At 36.6% G+C, this 16,192-nt stretch carries 13 protein-coding genes; 7 read left to right on the top strand and 6 right to left on the bottom strand.

Features of this window, described 5'->3' with window-relative positions; translation table 11 throughout:
- Positions 1 to 62 precede the first annotated feature (62 nt).
- The 3 genes from ACY650_RS18665 (at position 63) to ACY650_RS18655 (ending at position 1,994) form a co-directional block, all read left to right on the top strand.
- Positions 63 to 440 (top strand): rhodanese-like domain-containing protein, encoded by a 378-nt coding sequence (locus tag ACY650_RS18665; protein ID WP_462249909.1) that lies wholly within the window; start codon positions 63 to 65, stop codon positions 438 to 440.
- 291 nt (positions 441 to 731) lie between these two features.
- Entirely contained in the window at positions 732 to 1,295 is a 564-nt protein-coding gene (locus ACY650_RS18660) for a carbonic anhydrase (RefSeq protein WP_462249907.1), read from the top strand.
- Positions 1,296 to 1,412: 117 nt separating this feature from the next.
- Positions 1,413 to 1,994, top strand: a complete 582-nt coding sequence (locus ACY650_RS18655) for an EF-hand domain-containing protein (protein ID WP_462249905.1) — start codon at positions 1,413 to 1,415, stop codon at positions 1,992 to 1,994.
- Here the strand turns inward: ACY650_RS18655 and ACY650_RS18650 are convergent.
- The 3 genes from ACY650_RS18650 to ACY650_RS18640 are packed head-to-tail and all read right to left on the bottom strand — an operon-like array spanning position 1,991 to position 6,545.
- Entirely contained in the window at positions 1,991 to 3,991 is a 2,001-nt protein-coding gene (locus ACY650_RS18650) for a urocanate hydratase (protein ID WP_462249903.1), read from the bottom strand. The genes ACY650_RS18655 and ACY650_RS18650 overlap by 4 nt on opposite strands.
- A 10-nt stretch (positions 3,992 to 4,001) precedes the next feature.
- Positions 4,002 to 5,582 carry a histidine ammonia-lyase gene (gene hutH / locus ACY650_RS18645; RefSeq protein WP_462249901.1) on the bottom strand — a complete coding sequence of 527 codons (1,581 nt, stop codon included), beginning with the start codon at positions 5,580 to 5,582 and terminating at the stop codon, positions 4,002 to 4,004.
- Between the two features lie 60 nt (positions 5,583 to 5,642).
- Positions 5,643 to 6,545 carry a histone deacetylase family protein gene (locus tag ACY650_RS18640; RefSeq protein ID WP_462254433.1) on the bottom strand — a complete coding sequence of 301 codons (903 nt, stop codon included), beginning with the start codon at positions 6,543 to 6,545 and terminating at the stop codon, positions 5,643 to 5,645.
- A gap of 75 nt (positions 6,546 to 6,620) precedes the next feature.
- Between ACY650_RS18640 and ACY650_RS18635 the strand changes: the two genes are divergently transcribed.
- Complete coding sequence (locus ACY650_RS18635) at positions 6,621 to 7,547, top strand: SRPBCC family protein (RefSeq protein WP_462249899.1); 927 nt, start codon at positions 6,621 to 6,623, stop codon at positions 7,545 to 7,547.
- 2 nt (positions 7,548 to 7,549) lie between these two features.
- Here the strand turns inward: ACY650_RS18635 and ACY650_RS18630 are convergent, their stop codons facing one another.
- Together ACY650_RS18630 and ACY650_RS18625 are read right to left on the bottom strand one after the other, a co-directional pair.
- Positions 7,550 to 8,719 carry a hypothetical protein gene (locus tag ACY650_RS18630; RefSeq protein WP_462249897.1) on the bottom strand — a complete coding sequence of 390 codons (1,170 nt, stop codon included), beginning with the start codon at positions 8,717 to 8,719 and terminating at the stop codon, positions 7,550 to 7,552.
- Positions 8,720 to 8,852: 133 nt separating this feature from the next.
- Positions 8,853 to 10,010, bottom strand: coding sequence for a hypothetical protein (locus tag ACY650_RS18625; protein ID WP_462249895.1), 1,158 nt, complete (start codon positions 10,008 to 10,010; stop codon positions 8,853 to 8,855).
- Positions 10,011 to 10,159: 149 nt separating this feature from the next.
- On the opposite strand from ACY650_RS18625, the gene ACY650_RS18620 reads away from it, so the two are divergent.
- Genes ACY650_RS18620 through ACY650_RS18610 form a run of 3 tightly spaced genes read left to right on the top strand, consistent with a single transcriptional unit; the run spans position 10,160 to position 14,167 of the window.
- Entirely contained in the window at positions 10,160 to 10,675 is a 516-nt protein-coding gene (locus tag ACY650_RS18620) for an RNA polymerase sigma factor (RefSeq protein WP_462249893.1), read from the top strand.
- 46 nt (positions 10,676 to 10,721) lie between these two features.
- Positions 10,722 to 11,639: a FecR family protein gene (locus ACY650_RS18615; RefSeq protein ID WP_462249891.1), complete on the top strand. Its 918-nt coding sequence runs from the start codon at positions 10,722 to 10,724 to the stop codon at positions 11,637 to 11,639.
- Positions 11,639 to 14,167, top strand: coding sequence for a TonB-dependent receptor (locus ACY650_RS18610; RefSeq protein ID WP_462249889.1), 2,529 nt, complete (start codon positions 11,639 to 11,641; stop codon positions 14,165 to 14,167). The genes ACY650_RS18615 and ACY650_RS18610 overlap by 1 nt, the downstream gene beginning before the upstream one ends.
- Here the strand turns inward: ACY650_RS18610 and ACY650_RS18605 are convergent.
- Entirely contained in the window at positions 14,164 to 16,092 is a 1,929-nt protein-coding gene (locus ACY650_RS18605; protein ID WP_462249887.1) for a BamA/TamA family outer membrane protein, read from the bottom strand. The two genes, ACY650_RS18610 and ACY650_RS18605, sit on opposite strands and share 4 nt — an antisense overlap.
- Positions 16,093 to 16,192: the final 100 nt, after the last annotated feature.

Raw genomic sequence — 16,192 nt, 5'->3', positions numbered from 1 at the left:
CCTCAACTACGTAAAAAACCTGATTTTTGACTGATTCTTTTTAATACTTTTAACTATATACGATGATACGCATCATATATTTCCTTTTTATCCTTTCTGGATGTGCAACAACTAGCCAAAATGATGCTGTTGAGACAATTGATGCTGAAAAATTGATAGAACTTCAAGATAATGGAGTGAAGGTCGTTGATGTACGGACAGCCAAAGAATTCGCCCAAGGGCATATACCAGGTGCCATTAACATCGATTTTTATGCTTCTGACTTTGTTGAAAGGATGAAGACTTTTAAAAATGATGAGTCAATCATTATTCATTGTGAGGTTGGAGGGCGTAGTGGGAAAGCTTCCAAGATTCTGGAAAAAGAGAGTTTTAGTAAGATATATGACTATACTGGCGGCTATAAAGATTGGAAGATGAAAGGATTTGAAATTGAGCGGTAATTTTAACAAATAACGGTTAGAAATACTATAAATTAAAGAGAATAGTTCTTGATGAATCAGATACTTTTACATGACGATGCTTTTCAAAGAATTTAAAAGAATAAGGTTACTCCAGATTGAGGAGAATTGGGAGAAATAAAAAAACCGCTCCGTTACCGAAGCGGCACAGATCCAACATTTTTTATTATGAGAAGATTAATAATTAGTGATGAACCTTGTGACAAATAGAACGAATTTTATTGAAATAGTTATATTAATTTACATTAGCGGTTAATTAAATAAATCAAGCATATGAATCAAGATCAAGTAATAGAGCGACTAAAAGAAGGAAATGAACGGTTCGTTAACAATAGTCTCAATGGCGATTTGCAGGATGGGCAAAGAAGATCAGAATTGACTGGAGGACAAGCTCCGTGGGCCATTGTGCTAAGCTGTGCTGATAGTAGGGTTGTGCCAGAGCATGCCTTTGATGCAGGCCTAGGTGAGCTTTTTGTGCTGAGAGTTGCTGGGAATATTGCAAACACAGACACCATTGCTAGTATTGAATATGCAGTGGCACATTTAGGAACTGGAGTTATTGTAGTAATGGGTCATGAAAGTTGTGGAGCTGTGGGCGCTGCACTTGCTGGAGGTGATAATGGATACAATTTAAATCATCTTTTAGCTCAAATAGAGCCAGCTAAGGCACAAGCAGACAGTTCAGATGTAAATGTTGTAGTTAAAAAGAATGCGGAATTATCCGCAAAGGATCTTTATGATCGATCTACTATAATAAGTGGTGCTGTAGATAGTGGAAAGCTTAAAATCGTTACTTCTTTCTATAATTTAGGAAGTGGTAAAGTGGATTTTCTCTAATTCTAGATCTGTTTTGATATAATTTAAAAGGCCTGAAGAGATTCAGGCCTTTTGCTTTTTTATCTGTCTAATTTATTGTTTGAACTTTCATATTTTTGCGGGAACTAATCCCACTATATGTCTGCTGATTTTCAACGTAAAAAGCTTGGATATTTTTTCAGGATTTTAGACCTGAATAGCAATAGCTGTCTCCAAATGGATGACTTTACCGAGATGGTAGAGAAGGTACGTATTCGTCAAGATTATGAACCAAATAGCAAAGAACACAAGCGGATAACCGGAAAGGCTGTGAAACTTTTCAATAGCCTAGTAAAGGACATCAAGCCGTTTACCTTCAATCAGGTTACTGAGAATGAATGGGTCGATTTCTTTCTCAAGGAGGTTATTCTTTCAGGTGATGAAGATACACTTGATGATTATAAGGAATTGATCTTCAATTTCATGTTTGATTTCTTTGATCAGAACAGGGATGGTTTTATTTCTAAAAAGGAATATGAAGACTTCTATGATATTTTTGGAATAGACAGGGCTTACTGTGACAAAGCATTTAGCCTGCTTGATAAGACACAGAGTTACCGGTTATCTAGATATGATTTAATGAGCGCCGTAGAAGAATTTTTTGCTTCTAGCGACCCAACAGTTCATGGTAATTGGATTTTTGGGAATTGGGATTCTGAACCCCACGTTGTTGATATTTAATTCAGCTCATCCAGAATGTCATTTTCAACAAGATTTGGTAAAGTGATTTTCATGCCAGGTGTACGCTCCATCTCTCTCTTAATTGCAAATATTGCTTCCTTATTACGGGCCCAGCTTCTTCTTGCAATTCCATTATTAACATCATAGAAAAGCATATTTTTAAGCTTATAGCTTGCTTCTTCTGTACCATCTAATAGCATTCCGAAACCTCCATTTATAACTTCACCCCAGCCAACACCACCGCCATTATGGATTGATACCCATGTAGCACCTCTAAAGCTGTCACCAATGACATTTTGGATCGCCATATCTGCAGTGAATCTACTGCCATCATAGATATTGCTTGTCTCTCTATAAGGTGAGTCTGTACCGCTCACATCATGATGATCTCTACCTAATATAATAGGAGAGGATATGTGTTTAGATTTTATAGCATCGTTAAATGCCTGAGCAATTTTAGATCTTCCTTCAGCATCAGCGTATAGAATTCTTGCTTGAGATCCAACCACAAGTTTATTGTTTTCAGCTTCTTCAATCCATCGAATATTATCTTGCATTTGCTGCTGAATTTCAGGAGGTGACTGATTTTTAATCTCATTTAAAACCTGAAGTGCTATTTGGTCAGATTTTCTTAAATCCTCTGGGTCTCCAGAAGTGCATACCCACCTAAATGGCCCAAAACCATAGTCAAAACACATAGGTCCTAATATGTCTTGGACATAAGATGGATACTTGAAATCAATACCATTTTCCGCCATAACTTCTCCGCCAGCTCTTGAGGCTTCAAGGAGAAAGGCATTGCCATAATCGAAAAAATAAGTTCCTCTTTCGCTATGCTTATTTACAGCGCTTGCATGTCGTTTGAGTGATTCTTGAACCTTACTCTTAAATTCATTAGGACTGTTGCGAATCATATCATTGGCCTCATCAAAGCTTATACCTGCGGGATAGTAACCGCCTGACCATGGGTTGTGTAGTGAGGTTTGATCGGAACCCAATTCAATGAGTATCTCTTTTTCATAAAAATGCTCCCAGATATCAACAACATTTCCAACATAAGCAATAGAAACTACTTCCTTTGCATCTTTCGCTTTCTTAACACGCTCTGTTAATGTCTCAATATCATCGATGATTTCATCTACCCAACCTTGCTGATGTCTTTTGTGGGCTGCATTCGGATTTACCTCAGCGCAAATGGTTATGCAACCAGCTATATTGCCAGCTTTCGGCTGTGCACCGCTCATCCCACCAAGACCAGCTGTTAAGAATATTTTCCCAGCCGGAGAAACGTCGTTTCCTAATTTTTTTCTAAAGGCGTTCATAACGGTGATAGTAGTGCCGTGTACAATACCTTGAGGACCAATATACATGTAAGAACCAGCGGTCATCTGACCATATTGTGTGACTCCCAATGCATTAAACTTCTCCCAATCATCAGGTTGGGAATAGTTAGGAATCATCATTCCATTAGTAACAACAACGCGCGGTGCATGCTCATTAGATGGAAACAAACCCATGGGATGGCCTGAGTAAACATGCAAAGTTTGTTGATCTGTCATTTCTGACAAATACTTCATGGTTAATAGATACTGTGCCCAGTTTTGAAAAACAGCTCCATTTCCTCCATAAGTAATTAACTCCTCGGGATGTTGAGCAACAGCAGGATCAAGATTATTCTGAATCATCAACATTATAGCAGCCGCCTGCTTACTTATTGCTGGATATTCTTCGATTGACCTTGCATACATATCATACTCCGGCATGAATCGATACATATAGATCCTTCCAAAATCATTTAGTTCTTGGAAGAATTCTATTGCTAGTTCGCTATGCCATTCTGATGGGAAATATCTTAATGCATTCTGCACTGCTAGTTTTTTCTCGTCAAAAGTGAGTATGTCTTTTCTTTTGGGTGCTCTATTAATACCCTCTTTGAGCTCTTTTCTCCCTGGTAATTCAGACGGTATTCCTTGTAGTATTTGTTCCTTAAATGTCATTGTACGTGTATTAATAGCGATCGAAATCAACCGAAAATTCTGTTTCTAAAGAGATACTTTCATTCTTGGCGGTCTCCCAAGCAACATCAATAAGCTCCTTATTCTTGATCATTTCTATTGCTGTCTCCATAGTTTCATTCATGACACCATCTTGATTGATATGTTCAATCTTCGAACGAACATGGCTATGAATTGCAGACATAATTTTGCTTGATTTTAATGGACGATGAAAATCTATCGCTTGTGCAGCGCAGAAGACTTCAACTCCAATAATCTTTTCTACATTTTCTACTACTCGCAACGCTTTTCGTCCACCGATAGAACCCATACTTACATGATCTTCTTGTCCTAAAGATGTAGGGATACTATCAGCACTCGCAGGGAAACATAATCCTTTATTTTCACTCGCTAGAGCAGCTGTAGTGTATTGTGGTATCATAAATCCTGAATTAGTGCCTGTGTCTTTCAATAATAATTTTGGAACACCAGGAGTATCACCCTCAAGAGATAAGTATATTCTTCTGTCTGAAATATTACCTACTTCAGAAGCTGCAAGGCAAGCATAATCAATAGGTAGGGCAAGGGGTTGCCCATGAAAGTTACCACCACTTATTGTATGATCAGTACTAAATACAATTGGGTTATCGGTAACAGAATTGATTTCAATTTCTAACATTTCCTTTACATGAAGCCAAGCATTTCTTGATGCTCCATGCACTTGAGGCATACATCTTAATGAATATGGATCTTGTACGCGTGCACAATTCGCATGAGAATGAACAATTTCAGATCCATCTAGCAATGTGCTAATGAATGCAGCTACATGTCTATTCCCTTTATACGCTCTAACATTATGCAATTCTGGAGAAAATGGTTTTACTGAAGCTAACAGTCCTTCAATCATCATGGCACCAGATATGTCTGCATGCACCAATACATTTTGCAGTTTTTCTACAATTTTAATGCCATGAGCAGCAATAAATTGCGTTCCATTTATAAGTCCAAGACCTTCTTTAGCACCAAGTTCAATAGGACTTAAATCTTGCTTTTGCATCCACCTGTCGGTCTCTATGAACTCACCATCAATATTGACTTTTCCTAAGCCAATTAATGGAAGGAAAAGGTGAGAGAGAGGAGCTAAATCACCTGAAGCACCTACTGATCCTTGTTCAGGCACATAGGGAATGATATTATTATCGATATGGAATATGATACGTTCTATTGTACTTTCTTGAACCCCTGAGTATCCCTTGGCCAATGCATGTACTTTTAATATCATCATCAGCTTGGTGATTTCATTTTTGATAGGATCACCAAGACCTACCGCATGGCTCATCAGTAGGTTTTTTTGCAGCGTACTTGTCTCAGATTTGGAAATTTGTGTGGTGCAGAGTGGGCCAAATCCCGTATTGATACCGTAAACTGCTTTATCCCCGTCAGCAATTTGTTTAACATCAGCTGCACTCTTTTGTATCGCAGCTCGTGTTTTGTCCGATAAGACGCCTCTGGTTGTCCCATTAGCTATCGAGATGGCTATTTTGGCAGTTAGGTGCTGCTCTCCATAGTTAAATGTAGAAGGTACAATAGACATAGTTGTAGTTGTTGAGACAACAAATTTAACTGGTAAGGTTTAGCTCCTGAAATTCTTAGCTTAGAAGTATTCTGATTTCGCTGTTCTATATGTATTCGCGTGGGCTTCAAGTATATGTCTTATATCTTCTGAATATCCTCCGCCCATAGAGCACACCATTGGAATATTATTCTTCCTTGCAGCTTTGATTACAATCTCATCTCGACGCCTACATCCATCTATTGTCATTCCTAGCCTTCCCAATTTATCAGTTTTAAGAACATCAACTCCGGATTGAAAGAACATAAAATCAGGTCTAACTTGATCTAAAAGCTTCTTTAAATGGAAGTCTAAGAGTTTCAAATAGGTTTTATCATCTGTTTGATCTTTTAGCGGGACATCTAGATCAGATTTTTCTTTTTGCAATGGATAATTATGCTCTCCATGCATGCTAAAAGTGAAAACGCTACTATCATTTTGAAATATCTCTGCTGTGCCGTTTCCTTGATGGACATCCAAATCAACTATCAATATTTGTTTTGATTTGTCATTATTGATAAGATATTTTGAAGCTATTGCGATATCGTTTAATAAACAAAAACCCTCCGCTCGATCTGTAAATGCATGATGAGTACCTCCTGCAATATTCATTGCGATACCATATTCCAACGCATAATCTGCGCATTGAATAGTACCTGCATTAATGGTTATTTCTCGTTCAATTAACGAATGGGTTATGGGGAAGCCACTCCGTCGTTCTTCCTGCCTTGTAAAGTCTAAGTTTTGAAGTTTATTCCAATAATTTGAAGTGTGTACAGAAAGAATCTCGTCTTCAGATAGCTTTCTGGGTGCAAATAGATTTTTCTCTTCAATGGTCCCTTCATGTATGAGCTGCTTTGGTAACAAATCATACTTCTCCATAGGAAATCGGTGTTTTGGCGGTAATGGATGATTGTAAATGTTTGACCAGGCAATTTTTAACATCTTCCTATAACTCTTCCTTTTCATTAATGTTTATGTGAACTATCTTGTAAGCATACCATTAACCTAAATTCCGCAATGCCCAAAGTACAAGTTCAACGAAGCATTAAAATTAATGCGCCAGCAGAAGTAGTTTATCCAGCCCTTACTGATTTTCATAAATGGGTAGAATGGTCCCCATGGCTTCTCATGGAACCAGAAGCTAAAGTGACATTTTCGGATGATGGCAAGTCCTATGAATGGGATGGAGACAGATTGGGATCGGGGAATATGCATTGGGTAACTGAAAGGGAAAATGAATTTTTAGATTTTGATCTAAACTTTTTGAAACCATGGAAGTCTGCCAATAAGACCAATTTCAAATTGAATTCTATAGATAGCGGCACCGAAGTTATCTGGACGATGGATAGTAGCTTACCTTTTTATCTTTTTTGGATGAAGAATATGATGAAGGCTTTCATTGGCTCAGATTACGAGCGAGGTCTTGATATGCTTAAAGCATATGTGGAAGAAGGGGAGATAAATTCAAAGTTAGTTTTCGAAGGTCAATCCAATTTTGATTCATGCAAATGGGTTGGCATAGAAACCTCCTGTTCAATGGACGAAATGGATTCGAAAATGGAATCAGATTTTAATATAATAGGAGCGTTTGCCGATTCAAATAAAGAGAAAATTTCTGGTCCTCCATTTTCTATTTATAAGAAATGGGATCTGGTTAAAAGAAAAGTTGATTACATAGCTTGTATTCCTGTAGGGGACATTCCAGATGATCTAAGTCAAGAATTCACGACCGGAGATATTCCGGAAACCAGAGTCGAAAAGATCAAACATATTGGTGCGTATAAGCATTTAGGAAATGCATGGAGCACGGCTTATGCAATGATGAGAAATAAGGAATTCAAACACAATAAAAAGGTTTACCCGTTTGAAGTTTACCAGAATGATCCAAAGGTTACTCCTGAAAAAGAATTAATAACTGAAGTGCATTTTCCAGTAAAATCTTAAGGTTATTCGATGGATAGCTCGGTACAGAAGCTAATCACTTCTGGGCATCCATCAATTTCGGTTTGCAAACATACTTCATAGAATCCAGGTTCAAATTGATATATGAGCTTGTTATCCCCGGTACTGTCTTCGAGTTCTGAGAATATTAGCATGTCGTTTTGATAGATGTTCCAGTGATAGTCAAATAGGTCTTTGGATTCAAAGTTTGCTACAAATTCATAAGAATTCGAACTTAATTGAATCGTTTCGAATGAAACATGTGGACATGCATCAACGGTAATTACTTGACAAAATTCTGTGCCTGTGAAGCAATCGTCATTCGGTAAAGCTGTACGAATACAAATTGTATAAGTGCCTGATTCAAATGTTTCTTCAAGGATGTTATCGCCATTCTCTATACCTCCATCTTCTTCAACCTTTTCATCATTGATATACCATCCATAAGAAATTTCATCAATACGTTCAAATTCAGCTTTGAAGACATATGTATTGACAATCACAGAATCAATTTCAAAAAATAGCTCAGGGCATTTCTTACAGGTGTCGAAAGTTTTAAAGAGTTGGAAAGGAGATTCGATTAGAACATTGCCTTCTTGAGCATAATCGAATAATTCTAATGGATAAATGAATTTTGGCTGTTGATCAAAACCTTGTTGTTTTTCAAATTCGAAGTATTCCTCCTTATTCGCAATAGTTACTTCATTGCTGTCAATATCTAACATGGTAATAGGATAGATAAGATCAAAACATTGAATAAAGAATGGGTCGAATTCATCTCTGAGTGTTGGAATCTCACACTCATCAAGGACATCGATAAATTCTTGCTCAGTAGTTATTGTTTTTATTGTACCTGCTTTGGAGACCGTAATAGGGTATTCAACTGCATTAATGTGTTGCGCAATAGTTGCGTTATTGGCAGCATCTTTCAATCCATCAAAGTCAGCAATGGAAATTTGAATATCGTTATTAAACCTGAATTGAATAGGGTAAAAGAACTGTAGACATCCATTTTCAGAGAGCGTTTTATTTTGTATAGCTCTTTGAATAGAGACAATGGCCACGCTTTCTGTGAAGTCGTTGGTAACATTATCATCTGGTGGTAAATCAAGTTTTTCCTCTGAAACACAAGATTGAAGGAATATGGCAAATCCAGAGAGTAGGAGGATACTCATCCTTATTTGCTTGTATATATTTTCTATTCCTTTCATTAATCTCTTAAGCGAAAATAGTCCTAAATAGAATTTAAAAAAGGGAACCGCCTATGGAAAAGGCAGGCTCCCCTCATCAACTAACCTAGAAAGTGAGTTAATCTACTGCGAAGATCTCGCAAACCTGATTGTCTTCACAGTCATCTTGTTTAAGGCAAATTTCATATTCTACACCTGATTCAAAATGCCATACGAATGAATGATCATCTTCACTGCCAAATTCTCTTGTTTCAGAATGCTGAAGATCATCGTCAACAAATACTTTCCATATGTATGTGATCTGATCCTTGCCAGCAAAGTCAGCTGTAAATGTGTAAAAATCAGTTGTGTCAGTTTCTGTTAATTCTGCCTCATATGATAAGTCTAAGCATTGAGCTTCCTCACCTTCAACAATTATAGTTTCACAATACTCAACTGATTCACAACCATCCTGATCTGTAACAAGACAAACAGTATGAGTACCATTATCGAACTGCCAAAAAAGTTTATGATCTGTTTCTTCTTCACCAGGGATTTCAATATCAGCTATTTCTTCATTTATGTACCACTTGTACTTGGTTGAGTCTTTCTCATCAAAGTCAGCATAGAAATAGTAAGTGTATGCATTCTCCATTTCGGCTTCAAATGCAACTTCTTTAATGCATGTATTTTCAACTACAATCTCTTTGCAGTATTCGATTATTCCGCATTCATCATTTTCGGCAATTATACATACAGTATATTCACCCTCTTCAAAATCCCATTCTAAGAAATCAACCCTGTTGTCTGATAGAGGAACAGTTAATACGGTATCTTCATCGATTACCCAAGAATATGCTAGTGTGTCAATTCCATCAAATTCAGCTGTAAACTTGTAGTAGTAATTGTCAATCATTTCTGTACTGAATGACAGATCGTTGCACAACTCTTTATTTGAACCATCAATAGTAAACTCAACGCATCCTTCTAGTTGTTGATCACAACTTTCAGATTGTGCAAAGACACATACTTTATATTCTCCAGGCTCAAATTGGTAGGAGAGGTCTGCAGTGTCAAGTTCACCTGCGGCAAACGATTTTATAAGCTGATCGTTGATGAAAAGTTCAAATGCTAAGTCTGATAAACCAGATGCTTGAATATGAGTAGTGTAGTTTGCACTATCTATCTCAACTTCTAAATCTACAGTCGGACAAAGGTCTTCTTCAGGAGTACACGCATTTACTACAAGGGCTCCAATGATCACAACAAATAAGCTATATGATTTAAATAATCTCATGGGTGTTTTAGTTTTTTATCAAATAGTAGTAGGGATTTTCCCTCATTTGACTTTGAAACGCGGACACTTGAGCACGACCCTACCCCTTATTTTAATTTTATTATGAATATCATTTTCCTTTGATCCAAAATCGGATACTTTAGTTCTTTATGCCAGAATTGGAAAAACCATTATGCGATGAAAGACAATTCGATTCTTTCTACTCTTCGAATGTCAAGGCACTCAGGAACTTCATATACTATAAGTTCGGAGACGCTGAGCAATCGGATGATGTGGTGCAAGAAGCATTTGTGCGCCTGTGGAAGAACTGCGCGAAGGTAACTATGGATACTGCCAAAGGATTTCTGTATAAAATCGCCATCAATCTTAGTACGAGTTTAAAAAGATTAGAAAAGGTTCGTTTAAAGTATGCTGAGAGAGCAATTAAGGTGGATTCCAATATAGAAACTCCAGAATATTTGATACTTGAAAAAGAATTCATGGAAAAATTGTCCGATGCCATAGCGCAATTACCGGACAAGCAGCGGGAAGTATTTCTATTGAATAGAATTGAAAAAAAGACATACAGGGAAATCGCGGAATTGTCTGGTGTTTCTGTAAAAGCAGTAGAAAAATCAATGCATAAAGCTCTTGTTAAACTGAGAGAAAAAATCGGTAATGTGTAGAGGTAGGGTATATGCATCAATGCGCGTTTGAGAATAAGATATAGATATGAGTGAATTCAAAGACGATACATTTTTAGCAAGATGGCTGAATGGAGAGCTGACAAACCAAGAATTAGAAGCTTTCAAAAAAAGACCAGACTATGATGAGTTTGAAAAAATACGAGAAGGAGCTGCATTATTTGAATCACCCGATTTTGATGAGGAAGCAATTCTTGAGAAGATAAAGGAGCATAGGAAGTTATCTATTGGTACAAAAAAATCAACTCCAACATGGAGGGTATATGTTGCTGCGGCATCGGTTCTTTTGGTATTTGGCTTAGCTTTTTACAATGTATTCTTTTCTAACAATTTGATAAGCTATCAGACTTCACTTGGAGAGAAGATGGAGGTGGAATTACCTGATGGTTCACAAGTAGTTCTCAATGCGAATACTACATTGTCTTTTTCCGAAGAGGATTGGAAGATTGACCGAAAATTGAATTTAAAGGGTGAGGGGTATTTCAAAGTACAAAAGGGGGATCGTTTTATTGTACAAACAGAACAAGGAAAAGTAACTGTTTTAGGGACTCAGTTTATTATTCAAGAACTAGATGATTTCTTTCAAGTAAAATGCTTTGAAGGTAGCGTAAGAGTAGAAAGTGGCGATGAATCAGAAGTGCTAAAACCAAAACAAGGTTTGAGAAAAATACGTGGTATGAAGTTTATTCTAAGAAATCATTCTTTAAGCGAACCTTCATGGATTAATAATGAATCATCATTTGCTAGCGTACCATTGAAATACGTTTTAAAAGAGTTAAGCAATCAGTATGACGTCTCATTTAAGGGTGTTGAGTCAATCGGAGATAAGTTATTCAATGGGACCTTTCCACATGATAATCTTGATTTAGCGCTGGGCATTGTACTAAATACTACTAATGTAAATTACCAGAAGGAAGGAAAAGTCGTCGTACTTAGCGCTCCCTGATGAAGTATTATAACCTACTGCTGTTACTACTATTGGTACCATCAATATGTTGGTCACAAGAATCTTCAAAAGAAGATTTAAGAGATATTCTATTGTCTTTACAGGAAAGGCATAAGATCCAATTCTCTTTTACCGATGAGGCAATTTCTGATAAAATGGCAATAGTGGATTCTACGCTTACACTAGAACAAACCATTGCTAAACTGGAACTAGATACCAGATTAAGGTTTCAATTTCTTAACGATGATTACATAGTAGTTAGAAACTACCGGGGAGATGACCTTGTAACCATTTGCGGGAATATTAAATCACATTCTGGAAGCCCACTTCTGGGTGTATCCATTGGTTTCTCTAGTTCAGAAGGAGTGTTTACTGATGAAAATGGAAGATTTAAGCTTGATTCTATTCCATATGAATCATGGCTCACATTGAGCTATCTTGGCTTTGCCACTAAAAGGTTAAAAGTATCAAGGCTCTCTTTCAAAGAGTGTGTTCAAATTAAGATGTCCGAATCAATAGAAGAATTGGATGAGATAGTTGTTAGTGACTACCTCGCAGCAGGCATCTCAAAAAACTACAACGAGATTCAGATAAACCCGCATACGCTTAAGACACTTTCTGGTCTGGCAGAACCAGATATTTTGCAAAGTATTCAGCAAATACCAGGTGTCAATAGTCCGTTTGAAACAGCCGCTGGAATTCATGTTCGTGGGGGACTGCCCGATCAAAATCTTGTATTATGGAATGGCATTAAAACCTATAATCATAGTCATTTTTTTGGGATGATATCAGCATTTAATCCTTACATAACTGATAAAGTCTCATTTATAAAACATGGTACTTCAGCGAAGTATGGTGACAGAATCTCTTCAGTAATAGACATTAATTCAAGTCAGCGCGTAGCGAAAAATATTTCTGGAGGTATAGGAACCAATCTCCTATTTTCAGATGGATTTGTTGAAATCCCATTACTAAAAGATAAGTTATCAATTGAAGTATCAGCGAGAAGATCATTTACAGATATTTTACAAACGCCTACTTACAATCAAATTTCGGATCGCGTATTTCAAAACACCAAAATAGGGGATGAAACTTCAGGTGATTCGCAATCTAAGAATAGCTTTTACTTTACAGATTTTTCATTTAGTTCTAGTTATGAATTAAACAATAATAACACATTCATTTTGAGTGGTTTATACAATAAAAATGAACTACAGTTTCAATCTCAAGATGCACTAGGAATCGAGACATTCAGCGATGAATTGTTGAACGAAAATGAGGGCGTCAACATAAAGTGGATTGGAAAATTAAATGACCGCTTTGGACTTGAAGCTAGTGGAAGTTTGTCAAGATATATTCTGCGATATGAGTTTATTCGATCTGTCCCTGACACCACAACACTATCAAGTAAGAAGAATTTTGTTAAAGAATCTAACTATCAGCTGAATGGTGATTATAACCTGAGTGATGGGCATAGTTTGGCATTTGGCTATAATTATTCAAATTCTAAAATTAGATATGCGTATGAAACAGAAGCTCCTTCATATGAAATTGTTTTGGATAGTGATAATTCCATTGTCGATACACATTCTGGGTTTATAGAGTATCTGTTTGATAATAAATCCCTATTGATTAGACCAGGTATTAGGCTTAATTATTATCAGCAGTTAAATGAAAGTTTTGTTGAACCAAGACTCTATATTCAGAAGCAATTAGCTAGTCATTTTGCACTATCACTTTCCACCGAATATCGAACTCAGATAGCAAGTCAAATAAAAGAATCTGTTGTTAGTGATCTTTCTTTAGAAAACAAAGTTTGGGCACTTGCTTCCTCTGATAAATTCCCCGTAATTAAAAGCCTTCAGTTTTCCTCTGGACTTAGTTTTAGCAAAGATGGTTGGTTTACAGAATTGGAAGCTTATCGTAAGTCTTTGAATGGTGTCACAACCTTGATATTTGGGTATCTAAATGGTTTGGAAAATCAGTTTAGAGAGGGCGAGAGTCAAATACATGGTGCAGATTTATTACTTAAGAAAATATGGCCCCAATATGAAAGTTGGGTTAGCTATTCATACATAAAAACTGAAAATTCATTTGATGATGTCAATGAAAACAGATCTTTTCCTGGGAGCTGGAGTATAGAGCACACCATAAGATGGTCCAATATTTACAATTTAGATGATTGGGAATTTTCACTTGGCTGGATATGGCATACTGGCAAATCATTTACTGATGTAATAAATACAAGTACAGAAGGACCGGTTCAAATCTTTTATGATGAAATAAATCAAAATAATCTTCCTGTTTACCATAGATTAGATATGTCAGTAATGAAAGAATTCAATTCCAAGAAAAACAACTTCTTGAGGTATCGAATTGGGCTTTCTATATTGAATTTGTACAACAAGAAGAATTTACTAAATCGTGAATTCAGGACAACACCTTCTTTAAATAATCAATTGATTGACACACGTGTATATTCCTTAGGATTCACTCCAAATCTAGTTTTCAGGGTTTTTTGGGATTAGTCTAATCCTACCACCTTAGGCTTCGTTAAGTTTGGACTTTCGAAGAATTTAGGTGCAGATAGTGTTACTCTAAAGAAAAATAGTTGGCCTTCATTTGGAGGTTCTGGGATCAGAGATACCCTAAATTCAAACGTATTAAATACTAAGCTTTCATTTCTTATTCTCACTCCACCACCCATCGTGTAATACGTTCTGGAAAATGGCTCTTCAATTCTAGATTCACGAACATTACCTACTCCCAAATGCGCATATGTGGCAAATCTGAATCCATAAAAATACCATGGTTGGAATACTACATATTCCGTTGATAGGGTAAATGCTCTATCTCCAATGATTTGATTACCAGTGATATTCCTAATTCTATTTTCACCTCTTAAACTTTGAGCTTGTGGAATAGAAAGTCTGTTTCCATTAAAAAAATAGAGTCTCGTGAAAACCCTAGAATATGCTCTACCTATTTTAATCAACGGTGTAAAGTGCCTCCCATTAACCTGGACCGTTCTATCGTTTCTTTCATTATTGTTCACGAAATAGCCAGATTCCAAATCGAAAAGAAAATAGCCGGTTGTGTTATTATAAAAAGAATAGCTAGCACGAAATCCTCTATAATCTCTTGTTCCAAACTCACCAAAATCTTTACCCAGTAGGAGCGTATAAATAAATCCTGTAGGAATATCCTCTGTGATATTGAAGGATAAAATATTCTTGGATTTTAGAAAGTTTATTTTACCATATGACAATCCACCAATTAAGAAGTGATGATTGTGATAGAGTACATTGCTGTCTTGTCGGACTATAGGTCGTTCAGAAAAATTATCATGCTGCACTCTTAGAGCGAAACTTAAGTTTTTACGACTATTCAATTGAAAGGACCGTGCTCCCCATACATCATAGCTTTTTCTATCTACTTGAAAATTTTCCTCATACAGTGAATCGGCGAATATCAGATCTTGTATTGGTTGGACATGTTCTACCGTAGCTTCTCCATAATATTTAATCTCAGGCGAAATGAAGTCTCGCCTGAAAGTCAACCCTTTACTTTTTCCTAAGTAGTTGTCGGAGATAAAAACGGTACCATCAATAAATGTATTCTCTATGTTTCGGACCGTGTATTGCGCGTCATATCCATGCATGGGCAACTCGTTTCTATTCCTTAAGTACCCGATTCTAAATTCATTCCCTGTTCCTAAAATGTTTCGGTTTGTAAACCCAATTTGAAGAGCAGAATTATCATCTAATGAAAAATCAACAGACCATGGAAATCGATCTTTCACAATAAGTGTAGCTATAACTGCCTCTGCATTTCCTGGATCCAATGTCAATTGAATACGTGCATCAACTATATAATCGAGTGATCTGATAATTCTTTCACTATCTGCCATTTCATAAATATCTACCTGGTCTCCAATGTCGAATAGGAGGTATTGCTCAAGCACTTCAAATGATGTGTTTCTATGCAGCTTGTTGCTTAATTTGCCAATGCCGCTATCAGCCCTAATTGTAGTGTCATTGATTGAGCCCCCAAAAAGATCAACAGATGCATACCTAATATTTGAAATAGTTTTTCCTCTAAAAGCTTTGAAAAAATCTTCACTCTTAACAGGTTCTGTGTTTGAAAGAGCATTTTGATTTTGATTTCTCACGATTAAGAGGTTGAATAGCTCTCTTGTTACTCTGTTTTTTTTGGCCACTGAATAAATAGAGTCATAGAAGCCATCTGACAGCACATATTTGTCGCTTAATACCTGATAATCCACACTATCGTGGATGATGAAAAAAGTATCTTTCTTGGTTGTAAAAAGAGAATCAGATAGAACTAAGACCTGGTTCTTGTGAAGATATACAGTATCACTTTGTGCAAATACTTGAGTAATCCACAGACATGTTAGGACCGAGCAAAGTATAATTCTGATAAGCCGATTCAATATGATTATTCTTCAGCTAGCAAGTATAGATAAATACGTTATAGGCAGCGTGTTTTTGAATGAGATTCTAATTTATCGATGGTACTAAATCAAGGACTAC

This window comes from Ekhidna sp., from assembly GCF_963691765.1.
In the GTDB taxonomy this organism is placed as follows: domain Bacteria; phylum Bacteroidota; class Bacteroidia; order Cytophagales; family Cyclobacteriaceae; genus Ekhidna.
Note: the sequence above shows the minus strand (reverse complement) of the source record. Positions and strands in the feature narration are given on the sequence as shown.

What these genes read in the sequence shown, in the direction of transcription:
- ACY650_RS18665 (WP_462249909.1), top strand. Translation starts at nt 63, where the DNA reads ATGATACGCATCATATATTTCCTTTTTATCCTTTCTGGATGTGCAACA.
- ACY650_RS18660 (WP_462249907.1), top strand. Translation starts at nt 732, where the DNA reads ATGAATCAAGATCAAGTAATAGAGCGACTAAAAGAAGGAAATGAACGG.
- ACY650_RS18655 (WP_462249905.1), top strand. Translation starts at nt 1,413, where the DNA reads ATGTCTGCTGATTTTCAACGTAAAAAGCTTGGATATTTTTTCAGGATT.
- ACY650_RS18650 (WP_462249903.1), bottom strand. Translation starts at nt 3,991, where the DNA reads ATGACATTTAAGGAACAAATACTACAAGGAATACCGTCTGAATTACCA.
- hutH (WP_462249901.1), bottom strand. Translation starts at nt 5,582, where the DNA reads ATGTCTATTGTACCTTCTACATTTAACTATGGAGAGCAGCACCTAACT.
- ACY650_RS18640 (WP_462254433.1), bottom strand. Translation starts at nt 6,545, where the DNA reads ATGTTAAAAATTGCCTGGTCAAACATTTACAATCATCCATTACCGCCA.
- ACY650_RS18635 (WP_462249899.1), top strand. Translation starts at nt 6,621, where the DNA reads ATGCCCAAAGTACAAGTTCAACGAAGCATTAAAATTAATGCGCCAGCA.
- ACY650_RS18630 (WP_462249897.1), bottom strand. Translation starts at nt 8,719, where the DNA reads ATGAGTATCCTCCTACTCTCTGGATTTGCCATATTCCTTCAATCTTGT.
- ACY650_RS18625 (WP_462249895.1), bottom strand. Translation starts at nt 10,010, where the DNA reads ATGAGATTATTTAAATCATATAGCTTATTTGTTGTGATCATTGGAGCC.
- ACY650_RS18620 (WP_462249893.1), top strand. Translation starts at nt 10,160, where the DNA reads ATGCCAGAATTGGAAAAACCATTATGCGATGAAAGACAATTCGATTCT.
- ACY650_RS18615 (WP_462249891.1), top strand. Translation starts at nt 10,722, where the DNA reads ATGAGTGAATTCAAAGACGATACATTTTTAGCAAGATGGCTGAATGGA.
- ACY650_RS18610 (WP_462249889.1), top strand. Translation starts at nt 11,639, where the DNA reads ATGAAGTATTATAACCTACTGCTGTTACTACTATTGGTACCATCAATA.